21 protein-coding genes, 1 pseudogene and 1 riboswitch are annotated in these 24,068 nt (G+C 71.4%); of the genes and pseudogenes, 15 read left to right on the top strand and 7 right to left on the bottom strand.

Annotated elements, in window-relative coordinates; genetic code table 11:
• Positions 1 to 74: 74 nt before the first annotated feature.
• The 8 genes from frr to RPQ07_RS10375 all read left to right on the top strand — a co-directional run bounded on the left by frr (position 75) and on the right by RPQ07_RS10375 (position 9,252).
• A complete protein-coding gene (gene frr / locus RPQ07_RS10410; RefSeq protein ID WP_313943829.1) occupies positions 75 to 632 on the top strand; it encodes a ribosome recycling factor in 558 nt (185 codons plus the stop codon).
• The gene (locus RPQ07_RS10405) at positions 632 to 1,750 is read left to right on the top strand and encodes a phosphatidate cytidylyltransferase (protein WP_313943828.1); all 1,119 of its coding nucleotides are present in this window, start codon (positions 632 to 634) and stop codon (positions 1,748 to 1,750) included. The genes frr and RPQ07_RS10405 overlap by 1 nt, the downstream gene beginning before the upstream one ends.
• 366 nt (positions 1,751 to 2,116) lie before the next feature.
• Positions 2,117 to 5,323, top strand: coding sequence for an AfsR/SARP family transcriptional regulator (locus tag RPQ07_RS10400; protein WP_313943827.1), 3,207 nt, complete (start codon positions 2,117 to 2,119; stop codon positions 5,321 to 5,323).
• A gap of 193 nt (positions 5,324 to 5,516) precedes the next feature.
• Positions 5,517 to 6,170, top strand: a complete 654-nt coding sequence (locus RPQ07_RS10395) for a M15 family metallopeptidase (RefSeq protein ID WP_313943826.1) — start codon at positions 5,517 to 5,519, stop codon at positions 6,168 to 6,170.
• Between the two features lie 129 nt (positions 6,171 to 6,299).
• Positions 6,300 to 7,148 (top strand): RNA polymerase sigma factor, encoded by an 849-nt coding sequence (locus tag RPQ07_RS10390; RefSeq protein WP_313943825.1) that lies wholly within the window; start codon positions 6,300 to 6,302, stop codon positions 7,146 to 7,148.
• Positions 7,145 to 8,011, top strand: coding sequence for an NlpC/P60 family protein (locus RPQ07_RS10385; RefSeq protein WP_313948848.1), 867 nt, complete (start codon positions 7,145 to 7,147; stop codon positions 8,009 to 8,011). The genes RPQ07_RS10390 and RPQ07_RS10385 overlap by 4 nt, the downstream gene beginning before the upstream one ends.
• A gap of 69 nt (positions 8,012 to 8,080) precedes the next feature.
• Positions 8,081 to 8,851 (top strand): M23 family metallopeptidase, encoded by a 771-nt coding sequence (locus RPQ07_RS10380; RefSeq protein WP_313943824.1) that lies wholly within the window; start codon positions 8,081 to 8,083, stop codon positions 8,849 to 8,851.
• Positions 8,845 to 9,252, top strand: a complete 408-nt coding sequence (locus RPQ07_RS10375) for a hypothetical protein (RefSeq protein WP_313943823.1) — start codon at positions 8,845 to 8,847, stop codon at positions 9,250 to 9,252. The genes RPQ07_RS10380 and RPQ07_RS10375 overlap by 7 nt, the downstream gene beginning before the upstream one ends.
• Before the next feature lie 79 nt (positions 9,253 to 9,331).
• On the opposite strand, the gene RPQ07_RS10370 is transcribed toward RPQ07_RS10375, so the two are convergent.
• A complete protein-coding gene (locus tag RPQ07_RS10370) occupies positions 9,332 to 9,733 on the bottom strand; it encodes an SH3 domain-containing protein (RefSeq protein WP_313943821.1) in 402 nt (133 codons plus the stop codon).
• Between the two features lie 156 nt (positions 9,734 to 9,889).
• Positions 9,890 to 10,336, bottom strand: a complete 447-nt coding sequence (locus RPQ07_RS10365) for a hypothetical protein (RefSeq protein ID WP_313943820.1) — start codon at positions 10,334 to 10,336, stop codon at positions 9,890 to 9,892.
• A 238-nt stretch (positions 10,337 to 10,574) separates the two neighbouring features.
• Here RPQ07_RS10365 and RPQ07_RS10360 point away from each other — a divergent pair, with 238 nt between their 5' ends.
• Both RPQ07_RS10360 and RPQ07_RS10355 read left to right on the top strand, forming a co-directional pair.
• Positions 10,575 to 10,988 (top strand): SH3 domain-containing protein, encoded by a 414-nt coding sequence (locus RPQ07_RS10360; RefSeq protein WP_313943819.1) that lies wholly within the window; start codon positions 10,575 to 10,577, stop codon positions 10,986 to 10,988.
• A gap of 421 nt (positions 10,989 to 11,409) precedes the next feature.
• Positions 11,410 to 12,537 (top strand): hypothetical protein, encoded by a 1,128-nt coding sequence (locus RPQ07_RS10355; protein WP_313948847.1) that lies wholly within the window; start codon positions 11,410 to 11,412, stop codon positions 12,535 to 12,537.
• 144 nt (positions 12,538 to 12,681) lie between these two features.
• Here the strand turns inward: RPQ07_RS10355 and RPQ07_RS10350 are convergent.
• A pseudogene (locus RPQ07_RS10350) lies at positions 12,682 to 12,804 on the bottom strand (MerR family DNA-binding transcriptional regulator); the annotation flags it as partial.
• 286 nt (positions 12,805 to 13,090) lie between these two features.
• On the opposite strand from RPQ07_RS10350, the gene rlmN reads away from it, so the two are divergent.
• The 5 genes from rlmN to RPQ07_RS10325 all read left to right on the top strand — a co-directional run bounded on the left by rlmN (position 13,091) and on the right by RPQ07_RS10325 (position 19,795).
• Positions 13,091 to 14,197, top strand: coding sequence for a 23S rRNA (adenine(2503)-C(2))-methyltransferase RlmN (gene rlmN, locus RPQ07_RS10345; protein WP_313943818.1), 1,107 nt, complete (start codon positions 13,091 to 13,093; stop codon positions 14,195 to 14,197).
• A gap of 27 nt (positions 14,198 to 14,224) precedes the next feature.
• Positions 14,225 to 14,334, top strand: a riboswitch (TPP riboswitch).
• A 77-nt stretch (positions 14,335 to 14,411) separates the two neighbouring features.
• A complete protein-coding gene (locus RPQ07_RS10340) occupies positions 14,412 to 15,503 on the top strand; it encodes a thiamine ABC transporter substrate-binding protein (RefSeq protein ID WP_313943817.1) in 1,092 nt (363 codons plus the stop codon).
• Positions 15,504 to 15,586: 83 nt separating this feature from the next.
• Positions 15,587 to 17,230: an iron ABC transporter permease gene (locus RPQ07_RS10335; protein ID WP_313948846.1), complete on the top strand. Its 1,644-nt coding sequence runs from the start codon at positions 15,587 to 15,589 to the stop codon at positions 17,228 to 17,230.
• Positions 17,230 to 18,252, top strand: coding sequence for an ABC transporter ATP-binding protein (locus tag RPQ07_RS10330; protein ID WP_313943816.1), 1,023 nt, complete (start codon positions 17,230 to 17,232; stop codon positions 18,250 to 18,252). The genes RPQ07_RS10335 and RPQ07_RS10330 overlap by 1 nt, the downstream gene beginning before the upstream one ends.
• Positions 18,253 to 18,535: 283 nt before the next feature.
• On the top strand, positions 18,536 to 19,795 hold the full coding sequence (locus RPQ07_RS10325) for a serine hydrolase domain-containing protein (RefSeq protein ID WP_313943815.1): 1,260 nt from the start codon (positions 18,536 to 18,538) through the stop codon (positions 19,793 to 19,795).
• A 14-nt stretch (positions 19,796 to 19,809) separates the two neighbouring features.
• Here the strand turns inward: RPQ07_RS10325 and RPQ07_RS10320 are convergent, their stop codons facing one another.
• The 4 genes from RPQ07_RS10320 to RPQ07_RS10305 form a co-directional block, all read right to left on the bottom strand.
• Positions 19,810 to 20,766, bottom strand: coding sequence for a hypothetical protein (locus RPQ07_RS10320; protein WP_313943814.1), 957 nt, complete (start codon positions 20,764 to 20,766; stop codon positions 19,810 to 19,812).
• A gap of 159 nt (positions 20,767 to 20,925) precedes the next feature.
• Positions 20,926 to 22,062, bottom strand: a complete 1,137-nt coding sequence (locus RPQ07_RS10315; protein WP_313943813.1) for an LOG family protein — start codon at positions 22,060 to 22,062, stop codon at positions 20,926 to 20,928.
• Positions 22,063 to 22,169: 107 nt separating this feature from the next.
• Positions 22,170 to 23,324 carry a hypothetical protein gene (locus RPQ07_RS10310; protein ID WP_313943812.1) on the bottom strand — a complete coding sequence of 385 codons (1,155 nt, stop codon included), beginning with the start codon at positions 23,322 to 23,324 and terminating at the stop codon, positions 22,170 to 22,172.
• A complete protein-coding gene (locus RPQ07_RS10305) occupies positions 23,306 to 24,031 on the bottom strand; it encodes an ABC transporter ATP-binding protein (protein WP_313943811.1) in 726 nt (241 codons plus the stop codon). Before RPQ07_RS10305 ends, RPQ07_RS10310 begins: the two co-directional genes overlap by 19 nt.
• Positions 24,032 to 24,068 lie beyond the last annotated feature (37 nt).

The raw sequence follows: 24,068 nt of genomic DNA, 5'->3' as shown, positions 1-24,068 counted from the left end.
AGGGGAAGACGCGACACAGGTTCCGCCCAGCCCAGTTGCATGCCGGGCCCACTCAAGACACGCAGGAGCAAGTGGTGATCGAAGAGACCCTCCTCGAGGCCGAGGAGAAGATGGAGAAGGCCGTCCTGGTCGCCAAGGATGACTTCGCCGCGATCCGCACCGGACGTGCGCACCCGGCGATGTTCAACAAGATCGTGGCCGACTACTACGGTGCGCTGACCCCGATCAACCAGCTGGCCTCGTTCTCGGTGCCGGAGCCGCGGATGGCCGTGGTGACCCCGTTCGACAAGACCGCACTGCGCAATGTCGAGCAGGCGATCCGTGACTCCGACCTGGGCGTCAATCCCAGCAACGACGGCAACATCATCCGTGTGGTGTTCCCCGAGCTCACGGAGGAGCGCCGCCGCGAGTACATCAAGGTGGCCAAGAGCAAGGCCGAGGACTCGAAGATCTCGATCCGCTCCGTGCGCCGCAAGGCCAAGGAAGCCATCGACAAGCTGATCAAGGACGGCGAGGTCGGCGAGGACGAGGGCCGCCGTGCGGAGAAGGAGCTCGACGACACCACCGCGAAGTACGTCGCGCAGGTGGACGAGCTGCTCAAGCACAAGGAAGCCGAGCTGCTCGAGGTCTGATGAACGACTCTTCCTGGGGGGCTCCGCAGAGAGCCAGGTACGTCGGAGAATGGCTGCCCCCCGACCAGGGGCCTGCCCCGGCGGGTCCCGCATACGATGAGCATGACGCACAGCAGACTCGGCCCATGCCCATCGTGCCGGACTTTCCCGACGCAGGTAGAGACGCCGAAGACCGTAACGACCGCGACGAGCGCAACGACCTCGACCGGGGGGCCGCTCCACTGAGTGGCCCCCTGTTCCGGGACGAGATTCCGCAGGAGCCCATGCCTACCCCCGAGCCGGCGCCCGAACCGCCGCAGAGGAAGCGGGCCGGGCGTGACCTGAGGGCGGCCATAGGGGTCGGCGTCGGTCTGGGCGCGGTGATCGTGGCGTCGCTCTTCGTCGTCAAGGCCGTGTTCGTCGGCGTGATAGCGGTCGCCGTCGTGGTCGGGCTGTGGGAACTGACGTCCCGGCTCGAGGAGCGCAAGCAGATCAAGGCCCCGCTGGTGCCGCTCGCGGTCGGCGGGGCGGCCATGGTCGTGGCCGGTTATGTGCGCGGAGCCGAGGGTGCCTGGGTCGCCATGGCCCTCACCGCGCTGGCGGTGCTGGTCTGGCGGATGACCGAACCGCCCGAGGGATATCTGAAGGACGTCACCGCGGGTGTGTTCGCCGCGTTCTACGTCCCGTTCCTCGCGACGTTCGTGGCGATGATGCTCACCGCCGACGACGGCGCGAAGCGCGTGCTGATGTTCCTCGTGCTCACGGTGGTCAGCGACACCGGCGCGTACGCCGTGGGCTGGCGTTTCGGGAAGCACAAGCTGGCGCCCCGCATCAGCCCCGGGAAGACCCGCGAAGGGCTGCTGGGCGCGGTCACGTTCGCGATGGCGGCAGGTGCGCTGTGCATGCAGTTCCTCATCGACGACGGCACCTGGTGGCAGGGCCTGCTGCTGGGCTTCGCGGTCGCGGCCAGCGCCACCCTCGGTGACCTGGGCGAGTCGATGATCAAGCGGGACCTCGGCATCAAGGACATGGGCACGCTCCTGCCGGGGCACGGCGGCATCATGGACCGGCTCGACTCCCTGCTGCCGACGGCGCCCGTGGTGTGGCTCCTGCTGGTGATCTTCGTGGGCAGCGGCTGACCCTCGGTCGACCCCTGTCGTTCCGATGCAGCCGTTCTGAGGCAGTGACGGGCCCCCTTCCGGAAGGTTCCGGAAGGGGGCCTCTCTCGTGTCCGCGGGGAATTCCTCGTCAACGGAGAAATTTTTCCCGGCTCACTCATACGGGGACAGCGTGAGTCCCGTCCCTTCCCCGAGCGGAATCACGGCCCATTCCCGATTGCGAGGACACCTCTCCCGAGACCGAGGGCCGTGGCGACGCAACAAACAGGTCACCGGACTGCGGAAGTCGTCGCAGGCAGTCCGGTAACAGTCGTGTCCAGCACCTTCCCACCGAATATCGTTGGCACCGCAAGTGAGGGGCCGCGACATCGGAGGACGACGTTGGAGGTGCGCCTTCTGGGCCCGGCCGAGGTGTGGGACGGACATCGGCGCATTCCGCTGAGCGGTCCCAAACCCACGGCGATTCTCGCGGCTCTCGTCGTCAATCTCGGTGAGGTGCTTTCCACCGACCGCCTCGTGGACCTGGTCTGGGAGGAACAGGCGCCCGTCACCGCGCGGGCCCTCGTCGCCTCGCATGTGTCGGCACTGCGCCGGGCGCTGGCCGGGGCGGGGGACGACACCGCGATCCAGACCCGTTCACCCGGCTATCTCGCAGCCTTCCCGCCGTCCCGGATCGACGCCCACCGGTTCGAGCAGGCGCTCGCGCTCGGCCGGCGCACGGCCTCCGAGGGGCGGGCCGCCGAGGCCGTGGAGATCCTGCGGGACGCGATGGGTCTGTGGCGCGGGCAGGACGCGCTGGAAGGTCTCGATCAGTCCTTCGCACGGATCGAGGCCGCGCGTCTGGCCGAACTGCGGCTGGTGGCCCAGGAGGCACGGTTCGCCGCGGAACTGACCCTCGGGTGCCGGGCGGAGCTCGTCGCCGAACTCCTCGCGCATGTGGCCGCCCACCCGCTGCGGGAGCAGCCACGGGGGCAGCTGATGACCGCGCTGTTCCGGACCGGGCGGGTGCCCGACGCGCTGCGGACCTATCAGGAGGGGCGCGAACTGCTGCGCACGGAGCTGGGGATCGACCCCGGTCCGGAGCTGCGAGCGCTGCACCAGGCTCTGCTGACCGGGGACACGGCGCTGCTTGCCGCGGGGCCGCAGTCCGCCTCCGCCGGGACCGAGCCGGGCGCCGGGCGCGCGCCGCAGGAGGCGACAGCGGGTGAGCCGGTCCCGCGCGAGGCCTTACCTCGTCAGGGCGGGCCTCGTCAGGCCGTAGCGCGGGAGGCCGTACGCAGGGAGACCGTGCCGGACGCCCCCGGGCACCCCACGCCGTCCCATCTGCCGCCCGACGTCTCCGACTTCGTCGGCCGGAGCGAACAGATCGCCTGGGCCACCACCCTGCTGGACAGAGTCAACGATCCCGCGAGCACAGCGCCACCGATCGGGGTGATCTCGGGGCGTTCCGGGATGGGCAAGACGACGCTCGCCGTGCACATCGGCCACCGTCTGGCGGCCCTCTTCCCCGACGGGCAGCTGTTCCTGGACCTGCGCGCGTCCGACTCCGCGCCCGTGCAGACCGCCGACGCCCTCGCGAGGCTGCTGCGGGCCCTCGGGGCCGACCCCGACGCACTGCCCGGTGACCTGGAGGATCTCGTCGGGCTGTATCGCACGCACATCGCCCGCCGCCGGATACTCCTCATCCTGGACAACGCTGTCGGCGAGACCCTGCTGCGCCCGCTTCTGCCGCCGGGATCCGGCTCCGCCGTGCTGATCACCAGCCGGCGCCGGCTGGTCGCGCTCGAAGGTGCGGCCCATCTGGACCTCGCGGCCCCCGGGGAGCAGGAGGCGCTGGCCCTGATGGCCAAGGTCGCCGGCCCCGGGAGGGCCACCGCCGAGCCGGGGCAGGTCGCCGAGATCGTCGCGCTGTGCGGCAGGCTGCCCCTGGCGGTACGGATCGCGGGCGCCCGGCTCGCCGCGCGCCCGCACTGGACACCCGCACGCCTCGCCGCCCGGCTGCGTGACGAGCGCCGCCGGCTCGACGAACTCCAGGCCGGTGACCTGGAGTTGAGGGCGAGCCTGGAGCTCGGGTACGCGGACCTCGGCGAGCAGGAGCGCCGCGCGCTGCGCCGACTGGCGCTGATGGATCTGCCGGACTTCGCCGCGTGGGTCGCGGCCCCGCTCCTGGACGTGGGCGTCGACGAGGCCGAGGAGGCCGTCGAGCGCCTGGTGGACTGCCACTTCATCGACCTCGTGGGGGTCGACGAGACGGGGCAGACCCGGTACCGCATCCATGATCTAGCCCGGGAGCACGCCCGCGAGCGCTGCCTGACCGAGGAGACCGAGCAGGCCCGCGAGGATGCCGTCCTGCGACTGGTCTCCTGCTGGTTGTCACTGGCCAAGGAAGCGGCGGCGCGCGGGCCCGGCGGGGCCGCACGGCTCTTCGCCGGCAAGAGCGCGGAAGTGACCCTGGACCCGTTCGTCGTACGGGAACTGCTGGCCAGGCCCGCCGCCTGGTTCGCGGCCGAACAGCCCTGTCTGGTCGCGGCCGTCACGCACTGCGCGGACCACGGACTGGCCCGGGCGGCGCGCGATCTCGCGGCCGTGCTCATGGCGAGCTCGGCGGCGCTCTACAACCAGTTCGACGCCTGGTCCCGTTCGCACACCGTGGCCCTGGAGGCGGTCCGCCGCGGCGGCGATGCCGAGGGCGAGGCGTGGTTGCTCAGCGGCCTGGGCCAACTCCGCCTCGAACAGGACAGCTTCGAGGCCGCATACGCGTACTTCAAGGACGCCCTGCGGCTGTTCGAGGAGACGGATGACGCGCGCGGTCGCGCGGACGCCCTGGCCGGCATGGGCTCGGCGCGCCGCGAACAGGCGCGGTTCACCGAGGCCCTGGACCTGATGGGACAGGCACTCGCGCTGTGCGGTGAACTGGCCGACACCACCGCCGTGGCCCAACTGCATTACGGCATCGGCAGTGTGCACCGCGATCTGGGTCGGTACGCCGAGGCCTGGGACGAACTGTCCCTGGCCCTGGAGCTGTACCGGGAGGTGGGCGACCGGCACGGCGAGGGGCTGACCCTGCGCTCTCTCGGTCTGTGCCACCGGGCGAAGGGCGAACTCGGCGACGCCGAACGGATGTTGTCGCGCTCTCTGGACATCTTCGAGCAGACCGGTGACACCTTCGGCTCGATGTACGCCGGCCAGTCACTGGCCAAGGTCCATCTGCGGCAGGGCCGGCTCCCCGAGGCGCGGGAGCAGCTCGAACGGTGCCTGGAGGTGACCCGCGAGCGCCAGGACCTGTTCGGCGAGGCGCTCGTCCTGCGATCGCTCGGCGAGTGGCACCTCGCGGCGGGGGAGTGGGACCCGGCGGAGGCGGAGCTTCAGCGCTCGGTCGTCCTGTGGGAGAAGCTCCAGCTGCCGCTGTGGCGCGCCCGTACGGTGAGGGACCTGGGGGCGGCGGCGGCCGGCAGGGGTGACGCGCAGGCGGCCCGTGCCGCGCGGGCCGAGGCGCTCGAGGTGTTCCGCGAGCTCGGCAGCCGGGAGGCCACCGAGGAGGTCGCCGCGGAGACGGTCGACGCGGGGGAGGCCGGTCGGGACCTGTCTCCCTGACCGGCCGGCGTCGCCGGAGAGTGTTCCGGAAGGGTCCGCACGGCCGTGGGCCGCTCCGGAAGGGCCCGCACGACCGCAGAGGCACCTTCTGCGTGACCTCCTGCAGGAGCGCGCCGAGAGATGCACGGGGATGCAGAGGGTCCTGCAGAGGATCTGCATCGCTTCTGCAGCGCCCCCGGGCACGCTGGTGAGCGTGACAGAGATCATCCTGCTCTCGGACCGCCGAGTCGCCGCAACGCCCGTCGTGGACAACGGCGAGCCGCTGGTCGACGTGCGCGAGGTCGCCGGGCTGCGCGTCGATGCGCGCCAGGCCGACGGCGACGGCTCGTACGCCCATCTGCGGGCGGACGTGGTGCGCCGACTGCTCGTCGCTCAGGACGAACTGCCCACGGGCATCCGACTGTTGCTGGTGGAGGGCTTCCGCCCGCCTCAGCTCCAGGGCCGCTACTTCCAGGAGTACGCCGCCGTGATGCGGGCGGCCGAGCCGGACGCGTCACCCGACCGGGTCCGCGAGCTGACGAGCGCGTACATCTCCCCGCCGGAGGTCGCCCCGCACGTCAGCGGCGGTGCGGTCGATCTGACTCTGTGCACCGAGGACGGCGTCGAACTCTCTCTCGGCACCGAGGTGAACGCCACCCCGGAGGAGAGCGAAGGCGGCTGCCGTACGGCCGCGCCCCGCATCACCGGTGAGCCCCGCGCCAACCGAGAGCTGATGTGCCGGGCCATGACCGCGGGGGGCTTCGTCAACTACCCCACCGAATGGTGGCACTGGTCCTACGGCGACCGGTACTGGGCGCTGCTCAGCGGAGAGCCGGCGGCCAGGTACGGGCCCGTCGCGCGGGGCTGACGCACCCCGCGCATCCGGCGCTCGTCCGAAGACCTTCCTCGCATCACCACGCACCACCACGCATCGAGCCGACGAACCACACCGGCAGACGCCGGAACGCACTGTGACGACACCACCCGGGGGAAGTACGTGGAAAGCAGCACCTGCATCTCGCCTTCACCAACCACCGCGACGACGACCACCGCGACGACGAAGAGCACCGTCTCGAAGACCACGGGCCCGACGACCACCACCGACGCGGCCAACGCGGTGCGGACGGACGAGGCGGGGACGACCGCTTCGAAGACCACGCGCGCCGAGCAGCTCGCCCCCGAACCCCTCGCGGGCGCTGACCGGATGACCGCCGCCGAGTTCGACGAGGCCTTCACGGCCGTGATGCCGAAGCTGCGCCGTCGGCTGCTGGCCCTGACCGGTAACCCGCACGACGCCGACGACCTGCTCCAGGAGACGTATCTGCGGCTGTCCCGCCGCGCCCGCGCCCAGACCCTGGCCCGCCAGCGTCACCCGTACGCCTACACCTGCGCCGCCGCGCTGAATCTGCTGCGCGACGCCTGGCTGCACCCCTCCCGGCGTGAGCGGTGCACCGACCGGCTGCCCGAGCAGAGCTGGGACGGCGGGCTCGCCTCACGCGAGGCGGAGGCGGTGACGGTCGCGCTGCTGCGGCATCTGTCACCCAAGGAGGCGGCCGCGGTCATCCTCATCGATCTCGAAGGCCTGAGCCACGACGTCGCAGGTCAGCGGCTCGGCGCGCACCGCGGAACCGTGCAGCGCAACCGGATGCGGGGGCTCGCCAAAATTCGTGCCGCTCTCGACGCATACACAACGGTCCCCGATCCCGTCCCCTCACTGAAGGCCGGCGCCACGAACCGCGCACCGGCACCGGCTACGACGAACGAGGGTGGCGGGACCGCATGCTGCCTCCAGTTCAGCCGGAAGCAGTGGAACCGAAACGAGGGGGAACACACGTGCGCCGCATGAATCGGACGCTGGTGACGGTGGCGGGCGGAGTTCTGCTCGCCGCCGTCGGTACCACCGGCGTGGCCGTGGCCGAGTCACCGCAGCAGGCCCGAACCATGACCGCCGCCGCGGACTGCCGTCCTCTGACCGGGGCGTCCGCCCAGGCCGCGGCCATCGTGAACGCCGCCTGCTCGCAGCTGGGGGTGCCGTACTCCTGGGGCGGAGGCTCGATCCACGGTCCGACCTTCGGCCAGGACTATCCCGGCGGCGGTCCCGGTGCGCACGACAGCAAGGTGAAGGGCTTCGACTGCTCGCACCTGGTGCAGTACGCGGCCTGGCAGGGAGCGGGGATCGCGCTGCCCGAGGGCTCGTGGAACCAGGCCAAGTGGAGCGGTGCCAGTGCCCGCTTCACCCGTGCGCAGGGCCTCGCCCCGCTGGAGCCGGGCGACCTGCTGCTGTGGGCGTCGAGCCCCGGTAATCACGACACCGTGCACCACATCGCCATCTACCTGGGTAACGGCAAGATGGTCGAGGCCCGGGAGTCCGGAACCGTGGTGATGGTCAGTGACGTACGGCTGAACGCCCAGTACGCGGGCGCTCTGCGCATCACCAACAACGAGCAGCCGCCGGCGAACACCAAGCGCTTCATGACCTGGGGCACGGGCGTGGGCCTGCGCCCGGAGGCCGGCACGGGCAAGCCGCCGGTGACCCGTCTGCCCGGCCCCACGGCCGTCGACGTCCTGTGCCAGGCCTACGGGGAGAGCGTCACCGCCGAGGGCTACACCAACAACGTGTGGTCGTACCTGCCCAAGTACAAGGCGTGGATCTCGAACATCTACATCGACGACCCGGCCGCCTGGCTTCCCGGCGTCCCGGAGTGCTGAGCGGCGCCCGCCGGCGTCACTGAACCTCGACCCACCTTTTTCCCATCCCTGTTCGGAGGAAGATTCGCCATGCCCGTGATCAACCGCACCAAGTCACTCGGTCTGCTGGCAGCCGCGGCCGTCGCGTCCGCGCTGGTCCCGCTCTCCGCCGCCACGGCCGAGGCCGCGCCGGCCCAGCCCGCCGGCTACGCCGGTTCCTGCCCGACCGCCGGCACCGTCACGCAGGGCTGGCACTCCGGCCACGACGGCGTCGACATCGCCAACACCCGGGGCACGCCGATCTACTCCACCGGCGCGGGCACCGTCATCGTCTCCGGCACCGCCAGCGGCTACGGCCAGTGGATCCGGATCAGGCACGACGACGGCACGGTCACCGAGTACGGCCACATGTACGAGCGGCTCGTGTCCGTCAACCAGCGGGTGAGCGGCGGCCAGCTGATCGCGCGGATGGGCTCCGAGGGCCAGTCCACCGGCCCGCACCTCCACTTCGAGGCGCACAGCTCCACGTCCAGCACGCGCGGCATGAACCCCGGCCCGTATCTCGCGGAGCGCGGCGTGAGCCTGCCGTGCACCCCGGGCGGAGGCAACCCCGGCACCAACTTCACCACCTGGGGCACGTCCGTACGCGTACGGGCCGACGCCAAGCTGAACGCGGCCGTCGTCCGCACCCTCACCGGGCCGACGCCCGTCAACGTCACGTGCCAGAAGCGCGGCGACATGGTCACCGCCGAGGGCTACAGCAACGACGCCTGGGCCTACATCCCGGCGCTCGGCGGCTTCATCACCAACATCTACATCGACCACAAGGACGCCTGGCTGCCGGGAGTCCCCACGTGCTGACCGGCACCAAAGCCGGTTCGAGGGGCATCGCGGCGGCAGCTCTGACCGCCGTGATGCTCCTCGCTCCCGGTTTCACCGCACCCGCGCAGGCCGCCGACTCCGCGCCCTGCACCCCCTACCCCGGCTACCCGGGCACCTACAAGTGCCCGATGTGGGGGACCGACATCAATCTGCGCTCGGCCCCCGATCCGAATGCACCGGTGAGCGCGAAGTCCCCGGATGACGGGTTCATCCGGGCCGTCTGCCAGATCAAGGGCGGCCGCGCCACCTACGGCGGCTACTGGCACACCTGGTGGATCAAGACCCCGGCCATGGGCATGGCGCCGTCGTCGTACATGAGCGAGATCTTCCTCGTCGGCGGTGGCGACGACGAGCGCGACTCAGGTCTGCCGATCTGCTGAACACCCTCTGCGTGTAACGCACTTCGCCCCTGGAACCGTTGGACACGGTGCCGGGGGCGAAGTGCGTAGCGGGGTGAGGTCAAGAGGGGCAGACCTCGAGGCCGGGGGCGGGATCCGCGCCGACGTTGACGTTGCCGCCCCAGGCCCACACGAAGTAGTACGTATGGCCGGGGAAGTGGACAGTGACCTGGTACCAGACGTCCGTGGTGTAGCCGCCGGCCGTGACGCGCTCACCGCGCGCGTAGCACTTCGCCACTCCCGAGGCTCCCTCCGGCCCGCTGGTGTTGAGGATTCTGTACGACGTACCGGGCCCGGTCCTGATGTTGCTGTTCGGCTGCAGGATCGGAGATGCCTGGACGGTGCTGGGAGCCGGCGCGGAGGTGCTGGGGGCTGCCTGGGAGGTACCGGCCCCACCGAACAGAGTGAGGGCGGTACCCACCGCGAGACCGGCGGCGGTGAGACGGGCACGGCGCTTGAACATGGTGGACTCCTTGGTATGCCGGTGTGGGGCTCTGTCCGTGAGACCGGATGCGGCGCCACGCCATATGACGGACCCGGGCAAGAAGTTGCCCCCGGTACCGCCGTGAACGGCGGTACCGGGGGCACGTGTTGCTCACCGCACTGAGGGAGGCGCAGATCAGATGTACTCGCAGTCGATGGTCGGGTCGTTCGGCGAGTCCACCGGGGCGCCGGGCACCGGGCCGTTGTTGCTGCCTCCGCTGACGTACACGGCGGAGATCCAGCCAAGGGTCCTGCCGGGAGTGATGACCTGCACCCAGTAGGTGTTGGTGTAGCGCCCGTCGGTCACCCGGCCCTTCTCGCCGTTGTCGACCTGGCAGTACGCCTGGACCCGCACATTGGTGAGCCGTTCCGTCGTGGCGAGGTCGCACGACGTGCTCTGGCAGCTGCGCACCCGCACGTCGCTGCCCCACACGTGGACCGACCCCGACGGCGGGTGGGCCGCGGCGGGCTGAGCCCCCATCAGAAACGCCGTCGGGATGACCGCGGCCACTCCCGCCGCGCGCAGCCCGCGGCGGGCGATGGTGCTGCCGCGCCGGTCCGTGCTCTTGCGTGACCACATCATGGTGAACCCCTCGTCAGGTCAGAACCGGGCTCGTCGCTCGCGGCCCGGTGGCATCCGCTTCCGCCTCACAGACGGGACTCGGTGCCCCGGCGTATGACCGTCCCGGCAGCAAATGTTTCTTCGCCCCGTCCTCATACGGCGCGGCGTGTGCGCCCGTCCCCCCGGTGGTGCGGACAACGCACCTGACCGACCACGAACCCGTGACGGGCACGCGTCCGAACGGTCCGAAGGGGACGACATGGTGAACAAATCAGCAAGGCGCGGCGCCCGACTGGGCGGCGCGGCGGCGGTGTTGTGCGCACTCGCCATGACGGTGGGCGCCGCGCCCGCCCAGGCGACTGCCGAACAGCGTGCCGCGGGGCCGGTCTTCACCACCTGGGCGACGGATGTGAACATCCGCAAGGACTCGGCCCCGGGCTTCCGCTGCCCCGAGTTCCCCTCGCCCGGCAACTGCCCGCGGGTGATCGGTCAGGCGCAGCCGGGCGACCAGCTCGAAGTGACCTGCCAGACGCGGGGCGAGACGGTCGGCACCAACCCGAACTGGGTCTTCGTGGAGAACCGGACCCGGGGCTTCGACGGGTGGATGGCGAGCTACTGGATCTCGCACCCGGACAACTGGCTGCCCGGGGTCCCGCAGTGCTACGGGCCGTGACACGTCTGGTCCCGCGGTGCTACGGGCCGTGACACGTCTTGTCCCGCGGTGCTACGGGCCGTGACACATCACGTTCCGCGGTGCTACGGGCCGTGACACGTCGGTACGACGCGGGCCGGCTCCGCCGCTCGGCCTGCGCTGCCCGTGATCTCGCGCAGGGACCGCCCACGACCGGCCGAGCGACCCCGCCCGCGGCGGCGCTCCCCACCTCGCGAACACTCCTTCCCCCGATTCCGCCCTCATGCCGGCATCGGCTTCACCTCTCGGAGGTACCACCACCATGGCTCGTCATCTCGGATCCGGACTCGTCCGCGCTCTGCCACGCCGCTCACGACGTACCGGGGACACGAGAGCCCCGGGATCGCGTACGGCCCGCCGCGCCACCTGGGCCGGGCTGCTGTCGGTGGGCCTGGCGGCGCTGATGTCCACCACCTCGGCGGCGTCCGCCGCGCCGCCCGAGAAGCCGGCGCCCCGCGCGGCCCAGGTCGATGTGCCCGCGGGGGTCACCGCCGGCGTCGCGGTCTTCGACCGGCAGACGGGCACCTTCACCGAGCAGGTGAACAGCGCCGCCCAGTTCCGGTCGGCGTCCGTGGTGAAGCTGCTCATCGCGCTCGACCTGCTGTGGAACCGCCAGCCCGGCGACCTCTCGGCGACCGACCGGGCCCGTGTCGACGCGATGCTGCGGAGCAGCGACGACAACGCGGCCAGCACCTTCTGGGCGAACAACGGCGGCGGCGCCATCATCGACCGCATGGTGCCGCGCCTCGGCCTCACCGACACTGCCCGGCCCCCGGCGAGCCACCCCGGATTCTGGGGCTACACGGCTCTGTCGGCCCGCGACACCGTGAAGATCTACCGCTATCTGCTGGACTCCGCCCCGGCGTCCGTACGCGACTACATGATGGGCAACCTGCGCCAGTCGACGCGCTGCGCCACCGACGGCTACGACCAGCACTTCGGCATCGCCGGGGCCTTCAACCGGCCCTGGGCCGTGAAGCAGGGCTGGTCGGGCTTCAGCTCGGGCGGCTGCACGGCACCCGCGGGCGCGGCGGCGAAGGCACCGGCCGGCGCCGGCAAGCAGACGGCCGCGGCGGCGACCGCCGTCCGGTCGGCCGCCGGGATCAACGCCGTGGACCTGTCCCGCCCGGCGCTGCACACGACGGGCGTCGTCGGCTCCGGTGACCGTTCCATCGTGGCCGCGTACACCCTGCACCCGAGCGGCACCGCGTACGGCAAGGCCTACACGGACCTGGGCCGGCTGACCCGGTCACTGAACGTGCCCGGCGCCTCCCGCCCGGCGGGCACCTGGATCGGCACCTGGGGCAGCGGCGTGCGCCTCCGCACCCAGGCGACCACCGCGGCGTCGCCGCTCACCACGCTCCCGGCCGGGGTGGAAGTCCTCGTCGGCTGCCAGAAGCGCGGCCAGCAGGTCAGCGTGCCGCCCTACCTGAACGACTGGTGGGCGTACCTGCCGCAGTACGGCGGCTACATGACCAACATCTACCTGAGCTCGCCGGACAACCAGGTCCCGGGAGTGCCTGTCTGCTGAGCGGACGGTCGGCTCACCGGAGAGAAGGCCAGGTCGTACGGGGGTGCGATCTGGCCTTCTCGCGTGTCCGCGGGGCTCGCGCGCCTGTCGGGCCCGGTGCCCCCGGCGCCCCGCCTGCTTCAGCTCAGGCGAGCGGTGACGTATGCCGTAGCGGTGGCCGTTCGTCCCGATCCACGCGGGTGGCAGCAGCCCGACCTCGTCGTGGTGCCGAAGGGTCCGTGCCGTCCCGCCCGACATCCGGGTGACCTCCGCGATAGGCCAGCCCATCGCCCGCCTCCCTCGCCGGACTCGTCGGGCCGGTCTCTCCGGCCCTGGTCAGGACGGTAGAGGCTGCCGCTGCGGCAGCTTCAAGCCCGGCAACGGGGTGCCGCTCGCAGCCCGCCGCGACTGCTGATCGCCCACCCTGCACGGGGGCACGCCCGGCCGCGCCGGCGCCGATGCACCGGGAGCCGGGCCGTCCGAGGACGGGCCGCACCGGCCGATGGAGCGTGCCGTCCTCCTCCGCGGGCGACCAGTCCGGCCACGGCAACCCGTCTGCGACACTGGTACCACCATGCCCAAGCCCGGAGAACTCACTTTCGTCGCGCCCCGCGGAGCCAAGAAGCCCCCGCGGCACCTCGCCGACCTCACGCCCGCCGAGCGCAAGGACGCCGTCGCCGCGATCGGCGAGAAGCCCTTCCGCGCCAAGCAGCTCTCGCAGCACTACTTCGCGCGGTTCGCCCATGAACCCGCCCAGTGGACCGACATCCCGGCCGCCGCGCGCGAGAAGCTCGCCTCCGAGCTGCTGCCCGACCTGATGTCCGTCGTGCGGCACATTTCCTGCGACGACGACACCACCCGTAAGACCCTGTGGCGTCTGCACGACGGGACGCTCGTCGAGTCCGTGCTGATGCGCTACCCGGACCGCGTCACCATGTGCATCTCGTCGCAGGCCGGCTGCGGGATGAACTGTCCCTTCTGCGCCACCGGGCAGGCCGGGCTCGACCGCAATCTGTCGACCGCCGAGATCGTCCACCAGATCGTCGACGGCATGCGTGCCCTGCGCGACGGCGAGGTGCCCGGGGGTCCCGCGCGGCTGTCGAACATCGTCTTCATGGGGATGGGCGAGCCGCTCGCGAACTACAAGCGCGTCGTCGGCGCCGTACGGCGGCTCACCGACCCCGAGCCGGACGGGCTCGGGCTGTCGCAGCGCGGGATCACCGTGTCGACCGTCGGTCTGGTGCCCGCGATGCTGCGCTTCGCCGACGAGGGCTTCAAGTGCCGTCTCGCCGTCTCCCTGCACGCCCCGGACGACGAACTGCGTGACACCCTCGTCCCGGTCAACACGCGCTGGAAGGTGCGTGAGGTGCTGGACGCCGCCTGGGAGTACGCCGAGAAGTCGGGCCGTCGCATCTCCATCGAGTACGCGCTGATCCGCGACATCAACGACCAGGCGTGGCGCGGGGATCTGCTGGGCCGGATGCTCAAGGGCAAGCGGGTCCATGTGAACCTGATTCCGCTCAATCCGACGCCCGGGTCCAAGTGGACCGCCTCCCGTCCCGAGGACGAGAAGGCGTTCGTCGAGGCGATCGCCGCCCATGGTGTTCCGGTGACCGTCCGTGACACCCGTGGTCAGGAGATCGACGGAGCCTGTGGACAGCTCGCTGCCTCCGAGCGGTGACCTTGTAGGCTGGGCTCGAACATTTTCATATTCCGACAGGGGAGCGCCACAGCGCTGAGAGTGCGGCACCGTCAGGCCGCAGACCCTCTGAACCTTGCCCAGGTCATTCTGGGTAGGAAGTTCGGTCGTTACTCAAGCTGTTGCGCCCTGCCCGGATCTCTTCGGAGACCGGGCAGGGCCGCGTCTCTTCCTGGTCACCCCCAGGAGGAATTCAGTGAGCACCACCAGGAAGATCACGGTCACCGCGGTGGCCGCGGCGATAGGCGTGAGTACCCTCGCGGCCTGCGGCGGAGAGTCCGAGGACTCCTCGTCCGGCGCCACGAAGTCCAAGACCGTGACCCTCGTCAGTCACGACTCCTTCGCCGCGTCCGACGCCGTGCTGAAGGAGTTCACCCGGCAGACCGGCTACACGGTCAAGGTGCTCAAGAGCGGTGACGCGGGTGCCGCGCTCAACAAGGAGATCCTGACCAAGGGCTCTCCGCAGGGCGACGTCTTCTTCGGCGTCGACAACACCCTGCTCTCCCGTGCGCTCGACAACTCTCTCTTCACGCCGTACGAGGCCAAGGGCCTCGGCCAGGTGCGCGACGAGGTGCAGCTCGACAAGGACAAGCACCGTGTCACGCCGGTCGACACCGGCGACATCTGTGTCAACTACGACAAGAAGTACTTCGCGGACAAGAAGCTGGCGCCGCCGCAGTCGTTCGACGACCTGATCAAGCCCGCGTACAAGAACCTGCTCGTGACCGAGAACGCGGCGACGTCCTCGCCCGGCCTCGGCTTCCTGCTCGGCAGCGTCGGGAAGTACGGGGACGTGGGCTGGCAGGACTACTGGAAGAAGCTCAAGGCCAACGGCGTGAAGGTCGTCGACGGCTGGGAGCAGGCGTACAACGAGGAGTTCTCCGGCTCGGCCGGCGGCAAGAAGGCCAAGGCGGACCGGCCCCTCGTCGTCTCGTACGCCTCCAGCCCGCCGGTCGAGGTGCTGTTCGCGAAGCCGCAGCCGAAGGAGGCGCCCACGGGTGTCGCCACGGGGACCTGCTTCCGTCAGATCGAGTTCGCCGGACTGCTTGACGGCGCGAAGAACGAGGAGGGCGGCAAGGCGCTGCTGGACTTCCTGGTCTCCCGGCAGTTCCAGGAGGACATGCCGCTGAACATGTTCGTCAACCCGGTGGTCGAGGGGGCGAAGCTGCCCGCACTGTTCACCACGTTCGGCGCGGTCGTCGACAAGCCGGAGACCGTCGCCCCCGACAAGATCGCCGAGAACCGTGAGCAGTGGGTTCAGTCGTGGTCCTCACTCGTAGTGAAGTAACGAAGCCCGACCGCGGGGCGACGGACCGCGGGCCGCGGGCCCGCGGGACCGCGCTGCGCGGGAGCGCGACGCGGCTCGGCCTGATGGCCGTGCCCGTCGCGTTCTTCGCGCTCTTCTTCGCCTACCCCGTCGTCGCCATCGTCGGACGCGGCCTGGAGATCGACGGTGTCTGGCAGTTCGGGCGGATCGGTGAGGTGCTCGGCCGCGCCGACATGCAGCGCGTGCTCTGGTTCACCACCTGGCAGGCGCTGGCGTCCACCGCGCTCACGCTGCTGATCGCGCTGCCCGGCGCGTATGTCTTCGCGCGGTTCGACTTCCCCGGCAAGGGGGCGCTGCGAGCGGCGGTCACGGTGCCGTTCGTGCTGCCGACCGTCGTCGTCGGCACCGCGTTCCTCGCGCTGCTCGGTCGCGGCGGGCTCCTCGACGAACTGTGGGGCATCCGGCTGGACACCACCGTGTGGGCCATCCTCCTCGCGCACGTCTTCTTCAACTACGCCGTCGTCGTACGCACGGTGGGCGGGCTGTGGGCACAGCTCGACCCGCGGCAGGAGGAGGCCGCGCGGGTACTGGGCGCCGGACGCTTCGCCGCCTGGCGACGCGTCACGCTGCCCGCGCTTGCGCCCGCCCTGGCGGCGGCGGCCCTGATGGTCTTCCTCTTCACCTTCACCTCCTTCGGTGTCGTCCAGATCCTCGGCGGACCGTCGTACTCCACCCTGGAGGTGGAGATCTACCGGCAGACCGCCCAGCTGCTGGACCTGTCGACGGCTGCCGTACTGACCCTCGTCCAGTTCGCCGCGGTCGGCATCGTGCTCGCCGTGCATGCGTGGACGGTCCGGCGGCGGGAGGCCGCACTGCGGCTCGTGGACCCGGCACGGACCGCCCGCCGCCCGCGCGGCGCGGGCCAGTGGGCCCTGCTCGGCGGGGTGCTGGCCACCATCGTGCTGCTCCTGCTCGTCCCGCTCGGCGTCCTCGTCGAGCGCTCGCTCGACGGACCCGGAGGCTACGGCTTCGGCTACTACCGGGCGCTCGGCTCCCTCGACGCGTCCGGCGGCACTTTCCTCGTGCCGCCCGTCGAGGCCGTGTGGAACTCCCTGGAGTACGCGCTCGTCGCGACCGGCATCGCCGTGACCGTCGGCGGCCTCGCCGCGGCCGCGCTCACCCGACGGGCGGGCAGGCTGGTCCGCGGGTTCGACGCCCTGCTGATGCTGCCCCTCGGGGTGTCGGCCGTGACCGTGGGCTTCGGCTTCCTGATCACGCTCGACGAACCGCCGCTGGACCTGCGGGCGTCGTGGATCCTGGTGCCGCTCGCGCAGGCGCTGGTCGGCGTTCCCTTCGTCGTACGGATCATGCTGCCCGTCCTGCGGGCCGTGGACGGACGGCTGCGCGAGGCCGCCGCCGTGCTCGGCGCGTCCCCGCTGCGGGTGTGGCGCGAGGTCGACCTGCCGCTGGTGCGCCGGGCGTTGCTGATCGCCGCGGGCTTCGCCTTCGCCGTGTCCCTCGGCGAGTTCGGCGCGACCGTCTTCATCGCGCGGCCGGACAACCCGACGCTGCCGGTGGCCGTGGCCCGGCTTCTCGGCCGGCCGGGTGAGCTCAACTACGGTCAGGCGATGGCCCTGAGCACGATTTTGATGGTGGTGTGCGCGTCCGCGCTGCTGCTGCTGGAGAGGATGCGCCCCCGGACGTCGTCCCGGGGTGCGCCCATCGACCGATCCGCCGGGGAGTTCTGATGGCCTTGCTGCGACTCGAGGACGTGACCGTACGGTTCGGGACCCATACGGCGCTCGACGCCGTGGACCTGGAGGTCACCGAGCACGAGATCGTGTGCGTACTGGGTCCCAGCGGCAGCGGCAAGTCCACACTGCTGCGGATCGTCGCGGGGTTGCAGAGCGCGGACTCGGGGCGGGTGCTGCTCTCCGGTGCGGACCAGGCGGGAGTTCCGGTGCACCGGCGCGGGGTCGGCCTGATGTTCCAGGACCACCAGCTCTTCCCGCAGCGTGACGTCGGCGGCAATGTCACCTTCGGGCTGCGGATGCACGGCGTCGCGCGAGGCGAACAGGAGCGCCGCGTCGCGGAGTTGCTGGAGATGGTCGGGCTGCCCGGTGCGCAGGGCCGCGCCATCGCCTCGCTCTCGGGCGGTGAGCAGCAGCGGGTCGCGCTCGCCCGGGCCCTCGCGCCCGAGCCGCGGCTGCTGATGCTCGACGAACCGCTCGGCCAGCTGGACCGCGGTCTGCGCGAGCGCCTGGTCGTCGAACTCCGCGGGTTGTTCGGCCGGTTGGGCACCACCGTGCTCGCGGTCACCCACGACCAGGGCGAGGCCTTCGCGCTCGCCGACCGGGTCGTGGTCATGCGGGAGGGCCGGATCGCGCAGGCGGGCACACCGCTGGAGGTCTGGCAGCGGCCGGCCGACGCGTTCGTGGCCCGCTTCCTCGGCTTCGACAACGTGGTGGCGGCGACGGTCAGCGGCGCGGCCGCGGACACGCCGTGGGGCAAGATCCCGGTCCCCGACGGTTCGCGTCAGGGCGAGGGCCGGCTGCTGGTACGGCCCACGGGCGTACGCCTCACGGACGCCGGCGACGGAATGCGCTGCACGGTCGTGAGCCGTTCCTTCCGCGGGAACCACGTCGCCCTGCGGCTTCGGCCGGTCGACGGCCCGCCGCTGGAGGCGGAGTGCGCGCCGGCCGACGCACCGCACGAGGGCGCCGAGGTGGATGTGGTCTTCGCCGTCGAGGACGTCGTGGTGCTGGGCTGACGCGCCGGGCGGCGGCGGCCGCAGCAGGACGGCGAGCCATGGGTACGCGGCGTGATCGCCCCGGCACTCCTCGGTGATCACCTGCCGGCGCTCGACCTCTCAGATGTGTCGAAAACGCCTAAAATGACCATGTAGCCTCCCGGGCGCGGGGTCTGGGACCGCCGAGCACGAGGGGTGTGACGCCGGTATGAGGACCACCCGAGCCGATTCCGACGCCCCGGACCCCGCGCGCCCTCCGAGAGTCACTTCGGGGGCGTCGCGTACTGTCCGGCGCACTGCCCTGGTGGGTGCGTGCGCGGCCGTACTGGTCGCGGGTGGTGTCCTGCCCTCGGGGACGGGTTTCACGGCGGCCGCCGACGCCTCGGCCGCATCCGCGGCAGCGAGCGCCCACGTCCCCACTCCCTTGGCGCTCAAGACCATCGATCCGGCCGCGCTCCAGTCCGCCGTGGAGAGCGCGGCGAAGAAGCTCATGACCCCCGGCACCGTGGTCCTGCTCCGTACCCCGCAGGGAACGTTCAGCGCGACCACCGGCACCACCGAACTGGGCAAGGCCGACAAGCCCACGACGAGCGACCACTTCCGGATCGCCTCCAACACCAAGACCCTGACCTCGGCGCTGATCAACCTCCTTGCCCAGGACGGCAAACTCCGGATGACCGACCCGGTGTCCGACTACGTTGCGGGAGTGCCCAACGGCGGGAACATCACCATCGCCGAGCTGCTGAAGATGCGCAGCGGGCTCTACAACTACACGAACGCTCCCGAACTCGCTGCGTCCCTGGACGCCGAACCCCAAAAGGCCCGCACGCCGCAGCAGATGCTCGACATCGCGTTCCGGCGCCCGCCCAACTTCGCACCGAACGCGTCCTACGAGTACAGCAACACCAACTACGCGCTGCTGGGCCTCGTCGCGGAGAAGGTGGGCGGCCGCCCGCTGGGCGAGCAGTTCCGGACCCGGCTGCTCGCACCGCTCGGGCTGGCGGGGACCTCGCTGCCCGGCACCAGCGACGTGAACCTCCCGGCCCCGTACTCGCACGGCTACATGTACGGAGGTACGTCCTACGCGCTGGTCGACAAGCCTTACCCCGCCGACCTTCAGGCCGCAGCCAGGTCCGGGAAGCTCAAGCCGGTGGACTACACCCACCAGAACCCCTCGTACGCCACGGCCGCCGGCGGCGCCATCTCCACCGCGGAGGACATGGCCACCTGGATCCGGTCCCTGGTGACGGGCAAGGTCCTCGACCCCGCCGCCCAGAAGCAGTGGCTCAACAGCCTCCAGGCGGAGGACCCGGCCGCGTCCGACGGGCAGAAGTACGGGTACGGCATCACCTATCAGCGCTTCGGTCCACGCGCGGCGATGTATTACCACGGCGGCGAACTGCCCGGCTTCAACTCCTTCATCGGCCACGACCCGGAGAACGACGTCACGCTGGTCATCTGGGCGAACCTGACCCTGTCGCCCGACGGGAAGACCACGGCCAACTCCCTGCTTCCCTCGGTCCTCAACCAGGTCTACGCCGGCCTCTCCCTGCCCACCGTGTAGCGGTCAGGGCTGCTTCACCGCACCGGCCCGCTGTGGGCCAGCCGGTCCGGTTCCACCGCCTGTTCCGGGTCCTCGGGCAGTTGCTCCGGTTCCTGCCCGGTCGCCCCGTGCGCCTCGGGAGCGCCGAACCAGGCCACCGCCACCGCACCGGCCACCGCCAGCAGGAAGCCCGTCATGGCCACCCAGGCGAAGCCGGGCCGCGAGGTGTCGCCCAGCCACAGGACGCCGATCATGCCGGGCAGCACGGTCTCACCGACCACCAGTGCCGCCGTCGCGCCGTTCACCGAGCCGATCTGCAGGGCGACCGTGTGCAGATACATGCCGCCGATGCCGGCGACGAGGATCGCGTAGAGCGCGGGGTCCGTGAGCAGTGCGCCCAGGTCGAAGGGGTCGATGCCGTTCAGGATGCGTACGCCGACCCCGAGCGCGCCGAAGCCGAGGCCCGACAGCAGACCCGCGAGGATCGCGGCGCGCGCTCCGAGGAGCCGTACGGCCACGGTGCCACCGACCATCAGCAGCACCGAGATCGCCAGCAGCCACCAGTGCGTGGCGATCGGGGTGTGACCGCTGCCTTCCGGGCCCGCCGCCGTGGCGAGCAGCACCAGGGCCGAACAGACGACGGCGATCGACGTCCACTCGGCGCGGTTCAGCCGGATGCCGAGCAGCTTCACACTGAGCACGGCCGTGATCACCAGGTTGGCGCTGATGACCGTCTGCGAGAGGAACAGCGGAAGCATCCGGGCGGCGAGGGCGCCGAGCCCGAAGCCCACGAAGTCCAGGATGGTGCCGACGATGAACTCCCAGGTCATCGCGGCTTTCGCGGTGGACGACAGATTCGGGCCGCCGTGCTGCGTGACACCGGCCGCGGCCGCCTCGCGCCGTGCGGACCTGCGGGAACCGACGGCTTGCAGCACCGACCCCGTGCCGTAACAGATCGAGGCCGCGACAGCGGTCAGAAGGCCGATCAGCACCAAGGGCTCCATTCACGTGGGTCGGTTCAGCTCTCCGGCTGGACTGCCAGACGTGATTTCGGCGGATGGCGTTGCTTTTCGGTGCCTTGTGCTTCGAGACCTTCGAGGCGTTCGCGGATCCTCGGGAGCTGTTGCGGAACTCCGGAGAGTGCTCGCGGCTTACGGGCGGCCGCCGCCGAGCCGTGCCAGTGCGGCCGGTGCCTCCTCCACGGATTCGACGAGGGCGACACGGGACTCCATCGAGCGGCCCGCAGCGAGGGCCTGGAGCAGTGGCCAGGCCGGCAGCTTCTCCGTCCAGTGCGCCTTGTTCACGAGGACCATCGGCGTCGGTTCGCCGCGGGACTCGTAGTAGTTGGGCGTCGCGTTGTCGAATATCTCCTGGAGCGTGCCCGCGGCGCCCGGCAGGAAGATCACGCCCGCGTTGGAGCGGGCCAGGAGGCCGTCCTCACGGGTGGCGTTGGCGAAGTACTTGGCGATGTGTCCGGCGAAGGCGTTCGGCGGCTCATGACCGTAGAACCAGGTCGGGATGCCGACGGAGTCCCCGCCGTCCGGCCAGCGGTCGCGGATGTCGAGGGCGGCGGCCGCCCAGTCCGAGACCGACGGCACGAACGAGGGTGTCTTGGCGAGGAGTTCGAGCGCCTCGGGCAGCATCTCGTCCGGGTGCGGGGCGGCGTACGCACCGAGGTTGGCGGCCTCCATCGCGCCCGGACCGCCGCCGGTGGCGACGGTGAATCCGGAGCGGGTGAGCGTTCGGCCGAGGCGCGCGGCGCCCTCGTACGCGGCGGTGCCGCGGGCCATCGCGTGACCGCCCATCACCCCCACCACACGGGCGCCCACGAGGTGTTCGTCCAGGGCGTCCGAGACCGCGTCGTCGTGTACCGCGCGGAGCATCGAGGCGAAGATGTCGCGGTCGGCCTTGGTCTCCTCGAACCAGGCGTACGCGCGGGCGTCGGGTGTGGCCTCGTAGCCGCCCCGGGCGAGCTCCGCGAAGAGTTCGTCCGCGGTGTAGAGCAGCCCGCGGTACGGGTCGAAGGGGAGATGGGGCACGGGCGGGAAGACGATCGCGCCCTCGGCGCGGACCTTCACGGCCGCGTCGGGCTGCATCGGGCAGCCGAGGAACACGGCGCCGGTGCAGTCGAGGGAGAGGAGCGGGAACGTGCGGTCCGTCAGATCGACGGACTGGACGCGGTAGCCGGCGAGTGAGCCGTGGCCGACGACATCGTCGAACTCCTCGATGGTCTCGATCTCGCGGTCGTTGCTGTGCCCGCTGCAGTCGGGCCCTGATCCGTGCGCCATGCGGCCACGATAGGGGGGTCGGGCCGGGACGACGGCCCCACCCCCTGTCCGGTCCCACCCCCTGTCCGGCGCCTGCGGCCGCCGGCGAACCCCGCGGCCTGGTCGGCTCAGCCCGAGAGCGGGATCGCCGCCAGCGTCGCCACGGTCCAGGTCAGGGGACCGAAGACCAACAGCACGGCCGCCAGGCGCAGTCCGGCCGCCGCACGGAGCATGGCCGCGGGGGTGCCGAGCTTGCGGAGGTTCGCGGTGGTGACCGCGCGGGCGTGGCGGGACTCGGCCACCGAGGTCAGAAGGGTCGCCGTCGTGCACGCGATGACCAGCGCGGCGCCCAGGCCGGTCAGCGGGCCGAAGGGGCGCGGGCCCGTCCCGTAGAGCGTCGAGGCCGTGATCACCGCCGACGCGACCGCGGACACCACCCCCAGCGGACGGCCGATGCCGCGGGCCTCGTCCATCAGTGTCCGTCCGGCGAGCAGCCGGATCGCGCCGGGCCGCAGGGTCTGCAGGAGCCGGCCGCAGAAGTGGGTGATGGCCGGACCCGCGAGGGCGAGGCCGAGGGCGGTGAGCGTCCAGCCGGCGAGGACGCCGACCGGGTTCGACTCGAAGGAACCGGCGAGCGGGAAGGACGAACCGGGGCTGGTCCGGGCCGTGTACGTCTCGATGGCCAGTCCTGCCGTGGTCAGCGCGCAGCCCCAGGGCAGGCCTCCCGGCGTGCCCTTGGGCTCCTCGACGGGCTCCGGGTCGAGGCCCGTCGGCGTCCGCCGGGGACGCAGGGTCAGAGCCGTCGCGGCCGTCGCGCTCAGCGGCGCGATCGCCAGCAGCATCAGCATGGCCGCCAGGGGCAGCGGCCGGTCGGCGGCCAGCAGCTCGGAGGCGGCCCCGTCGAACGGCAGTCCGGTCAGGTCGCCCCGCAGATGCAGGAAGAACAGCAGCGCGACCATGCTGCCGAGGGCGCCGGACATGGCCGTGGAGACGGCGGCGAGCGCCGCAAGACGGCCGGGTCCGAGGCCGATCGCGGAGAGGCCGGGCCGCGGCCGGGTGCTCGGATCCGCGCGGGCCACGGCCACGGCGAAGTGCACCGTCGCGGCGAGCGGGATCAGACACCAGGTGAGGCGGGCGACGGAAGCGGCCGAGCCGGGGTGCGCGAGCGCGTACGACAGCGTGCACAGCAGCAGGAAACCCACGCCCGCCGAGGCCGCGGCCACCAGCAGCCGGCGCAGCAGGGCAAGGGGGTGGGAGCCGCGGGCTAGACGGAGAGCGAGCACTCGGCCCGGCCTTCCGCCTCGGCCGTGAGGGAGTTGACGCGACGGCCGTCCAGGAGCGAGATGGAACGGTCCGCGAGCGCCGCCACCTCCGTGTCGTGCGTCGCGAGCACCACGGTGATCCGGTGCGAGCGCGCCGCCGCCGTGATCGTACGGAGCACCTGGGCCCGCTCGGCCCGGTGCAGGGTGGCCGTCGGCTCGTCCGCGAACAGCACGGACGGCTCGCTGACGAGGGCCCGGGCGGTGGCGATCCGCTGGCGTTGTGCCTGGTCCAGGGCTCGCGGGCGCTTACGGGCGCACGCGCCGATGTCGAGGCGCTCCAGCCATTCCGTCGCGGCCTTCTTGGCCTTGCGGTGGGAGGTGCCGCGCAGCAGCAGCGGCAGTGCGGCGTTCTCCCACGCCGTCAGCTCGGGCACGAGGGTCGGCTCCGGGTCGATCCAGCCGAACCGCTCACGGCGCAGCCGCTCCCGCTGGAGCGGGGGCAGCGTGTGCACGGGGGAGCTGTTGAACCACACCTCGCCCTCGTGCGGGACGAGTTGGCCCGACAGGCACTGCAGCAGTGTCGTCTTCCCGCTGCCGCGCGGGCCGCTCACGGCGAGGATCTCGCCTTCCCGCACCCCCAGCGAGACACCTGCCAGCGCGGGGGAGCCGCTGTGCGCGTGGTGCAGGGAGCGTGCCCAGATCACATCGTTGTCCGGCGGGGCCACCATGGTGTCACCTCGGTTCTGATCAGATTTGTCCTCCCCC

The sequence above is a fragment of the Streptomyces sp. AM8-1-1 genome (assembly GCF_032229325.1).
Lineage (GTDB): Bacteria > Actinomycetota > Actinomycetes > Streptomycetales > Streptomycetaceae > Streptomyces > Streptomyces achmelvichensis.
This window is presented reverse-complemented; position numbering and strand designations above follow the sequence as displayed.

Excerpts from the sequence above, each read along its gene's own strand:
- RPQ07_RS10315 (WP_313943813.1), bottom strand. The coding sequence starts at position 22,062 with ATGGCGCACGGATCAGGGCCCGACTGCAGCGGGCACAGCAACGACCGC.
- RPQ07_RS10405 (WP_313943828.1), top strand. The coding sequence starts at position 632 with ATGAACGACTCTTCCTGGGGGGCTCCGCAGAGAGCCAGGTACGTCGGA.
- RPQ07_RS10330 (WP_313943816.1), top strand. The coding sequence starts at position 17,230 with ATGGCCTTGCTGCGACTCGAGGACGTGACCGTACGGTTCGGGACCCAT.
- RPQ07_RS10335 (WP_313948846.1), top strand. The coding sequence starts at position 15,587 with ATGGCCGTGCCCGTCGCGTTCTTCGCGCTCTTCTTCGCCTACCCCGTC.
- RPQ07_RS10355 (WP_313948847.1), top strand. The coding sequence starts at position 11,410 with ATGTCCACCACCTCGGCGGCGTCCGCCGCGCCGCCCGAGAAGCCGGCG.
- RPQ07_RS10370 (WP_313943821.1), bottom strand. The coding sequence starts at position 9,733 with ATGTTCAAGCGCCGTGCCCGTCTCACCGCCGCCGGTCTCGCGGTGGGT.
- RPQ07_RS10380 (WP_313943824.1), top strand. The coding sequence starts at position 8,081 with ATGCCCGTGATCAACCGCACCAAGTCACTCGGTCTGCTGGCAGCCGCG.
- RPQ07_RS10385 (WP_313948848.1), top strand. The coding sequence starts at position 7,145 with ATGAATCGGACGCTGGTGACGGTGGCGGGCGGAGTTCTGCTCGCCGCC.
- RPQ07_RS10305 (WP_313943811.1), bottom strand. The coding sequence starts at position 24,031 with ATGGTGGCCCCGCCGGACAACGATGTGATCTGGGCACGCTCCCTGCAC.
- RPQ07_RS10365 (WP_313943820.1), bottom strand. The coding sequence starts at position 10,336 with ATGATGTGGTCACGCAAGAGCACGGACCGGCGCGGCAGCACCATCGCC.
- rlmN (WP_313943818.1), top strand. The coding sequence starts at position 13,091 with ATGCCCAAGCCCGGAGAACTCACTTTCGTCGCGCCCCGCGGAGCCAAG.
- RPQ07_RS10360 (WP_313943819.1), top strand. The coding sequence starts at position 10,575 with ATGGTGAACAAATCAGCAAGGCGCGGCGCCCGACTGGGCGGCGCGGCG.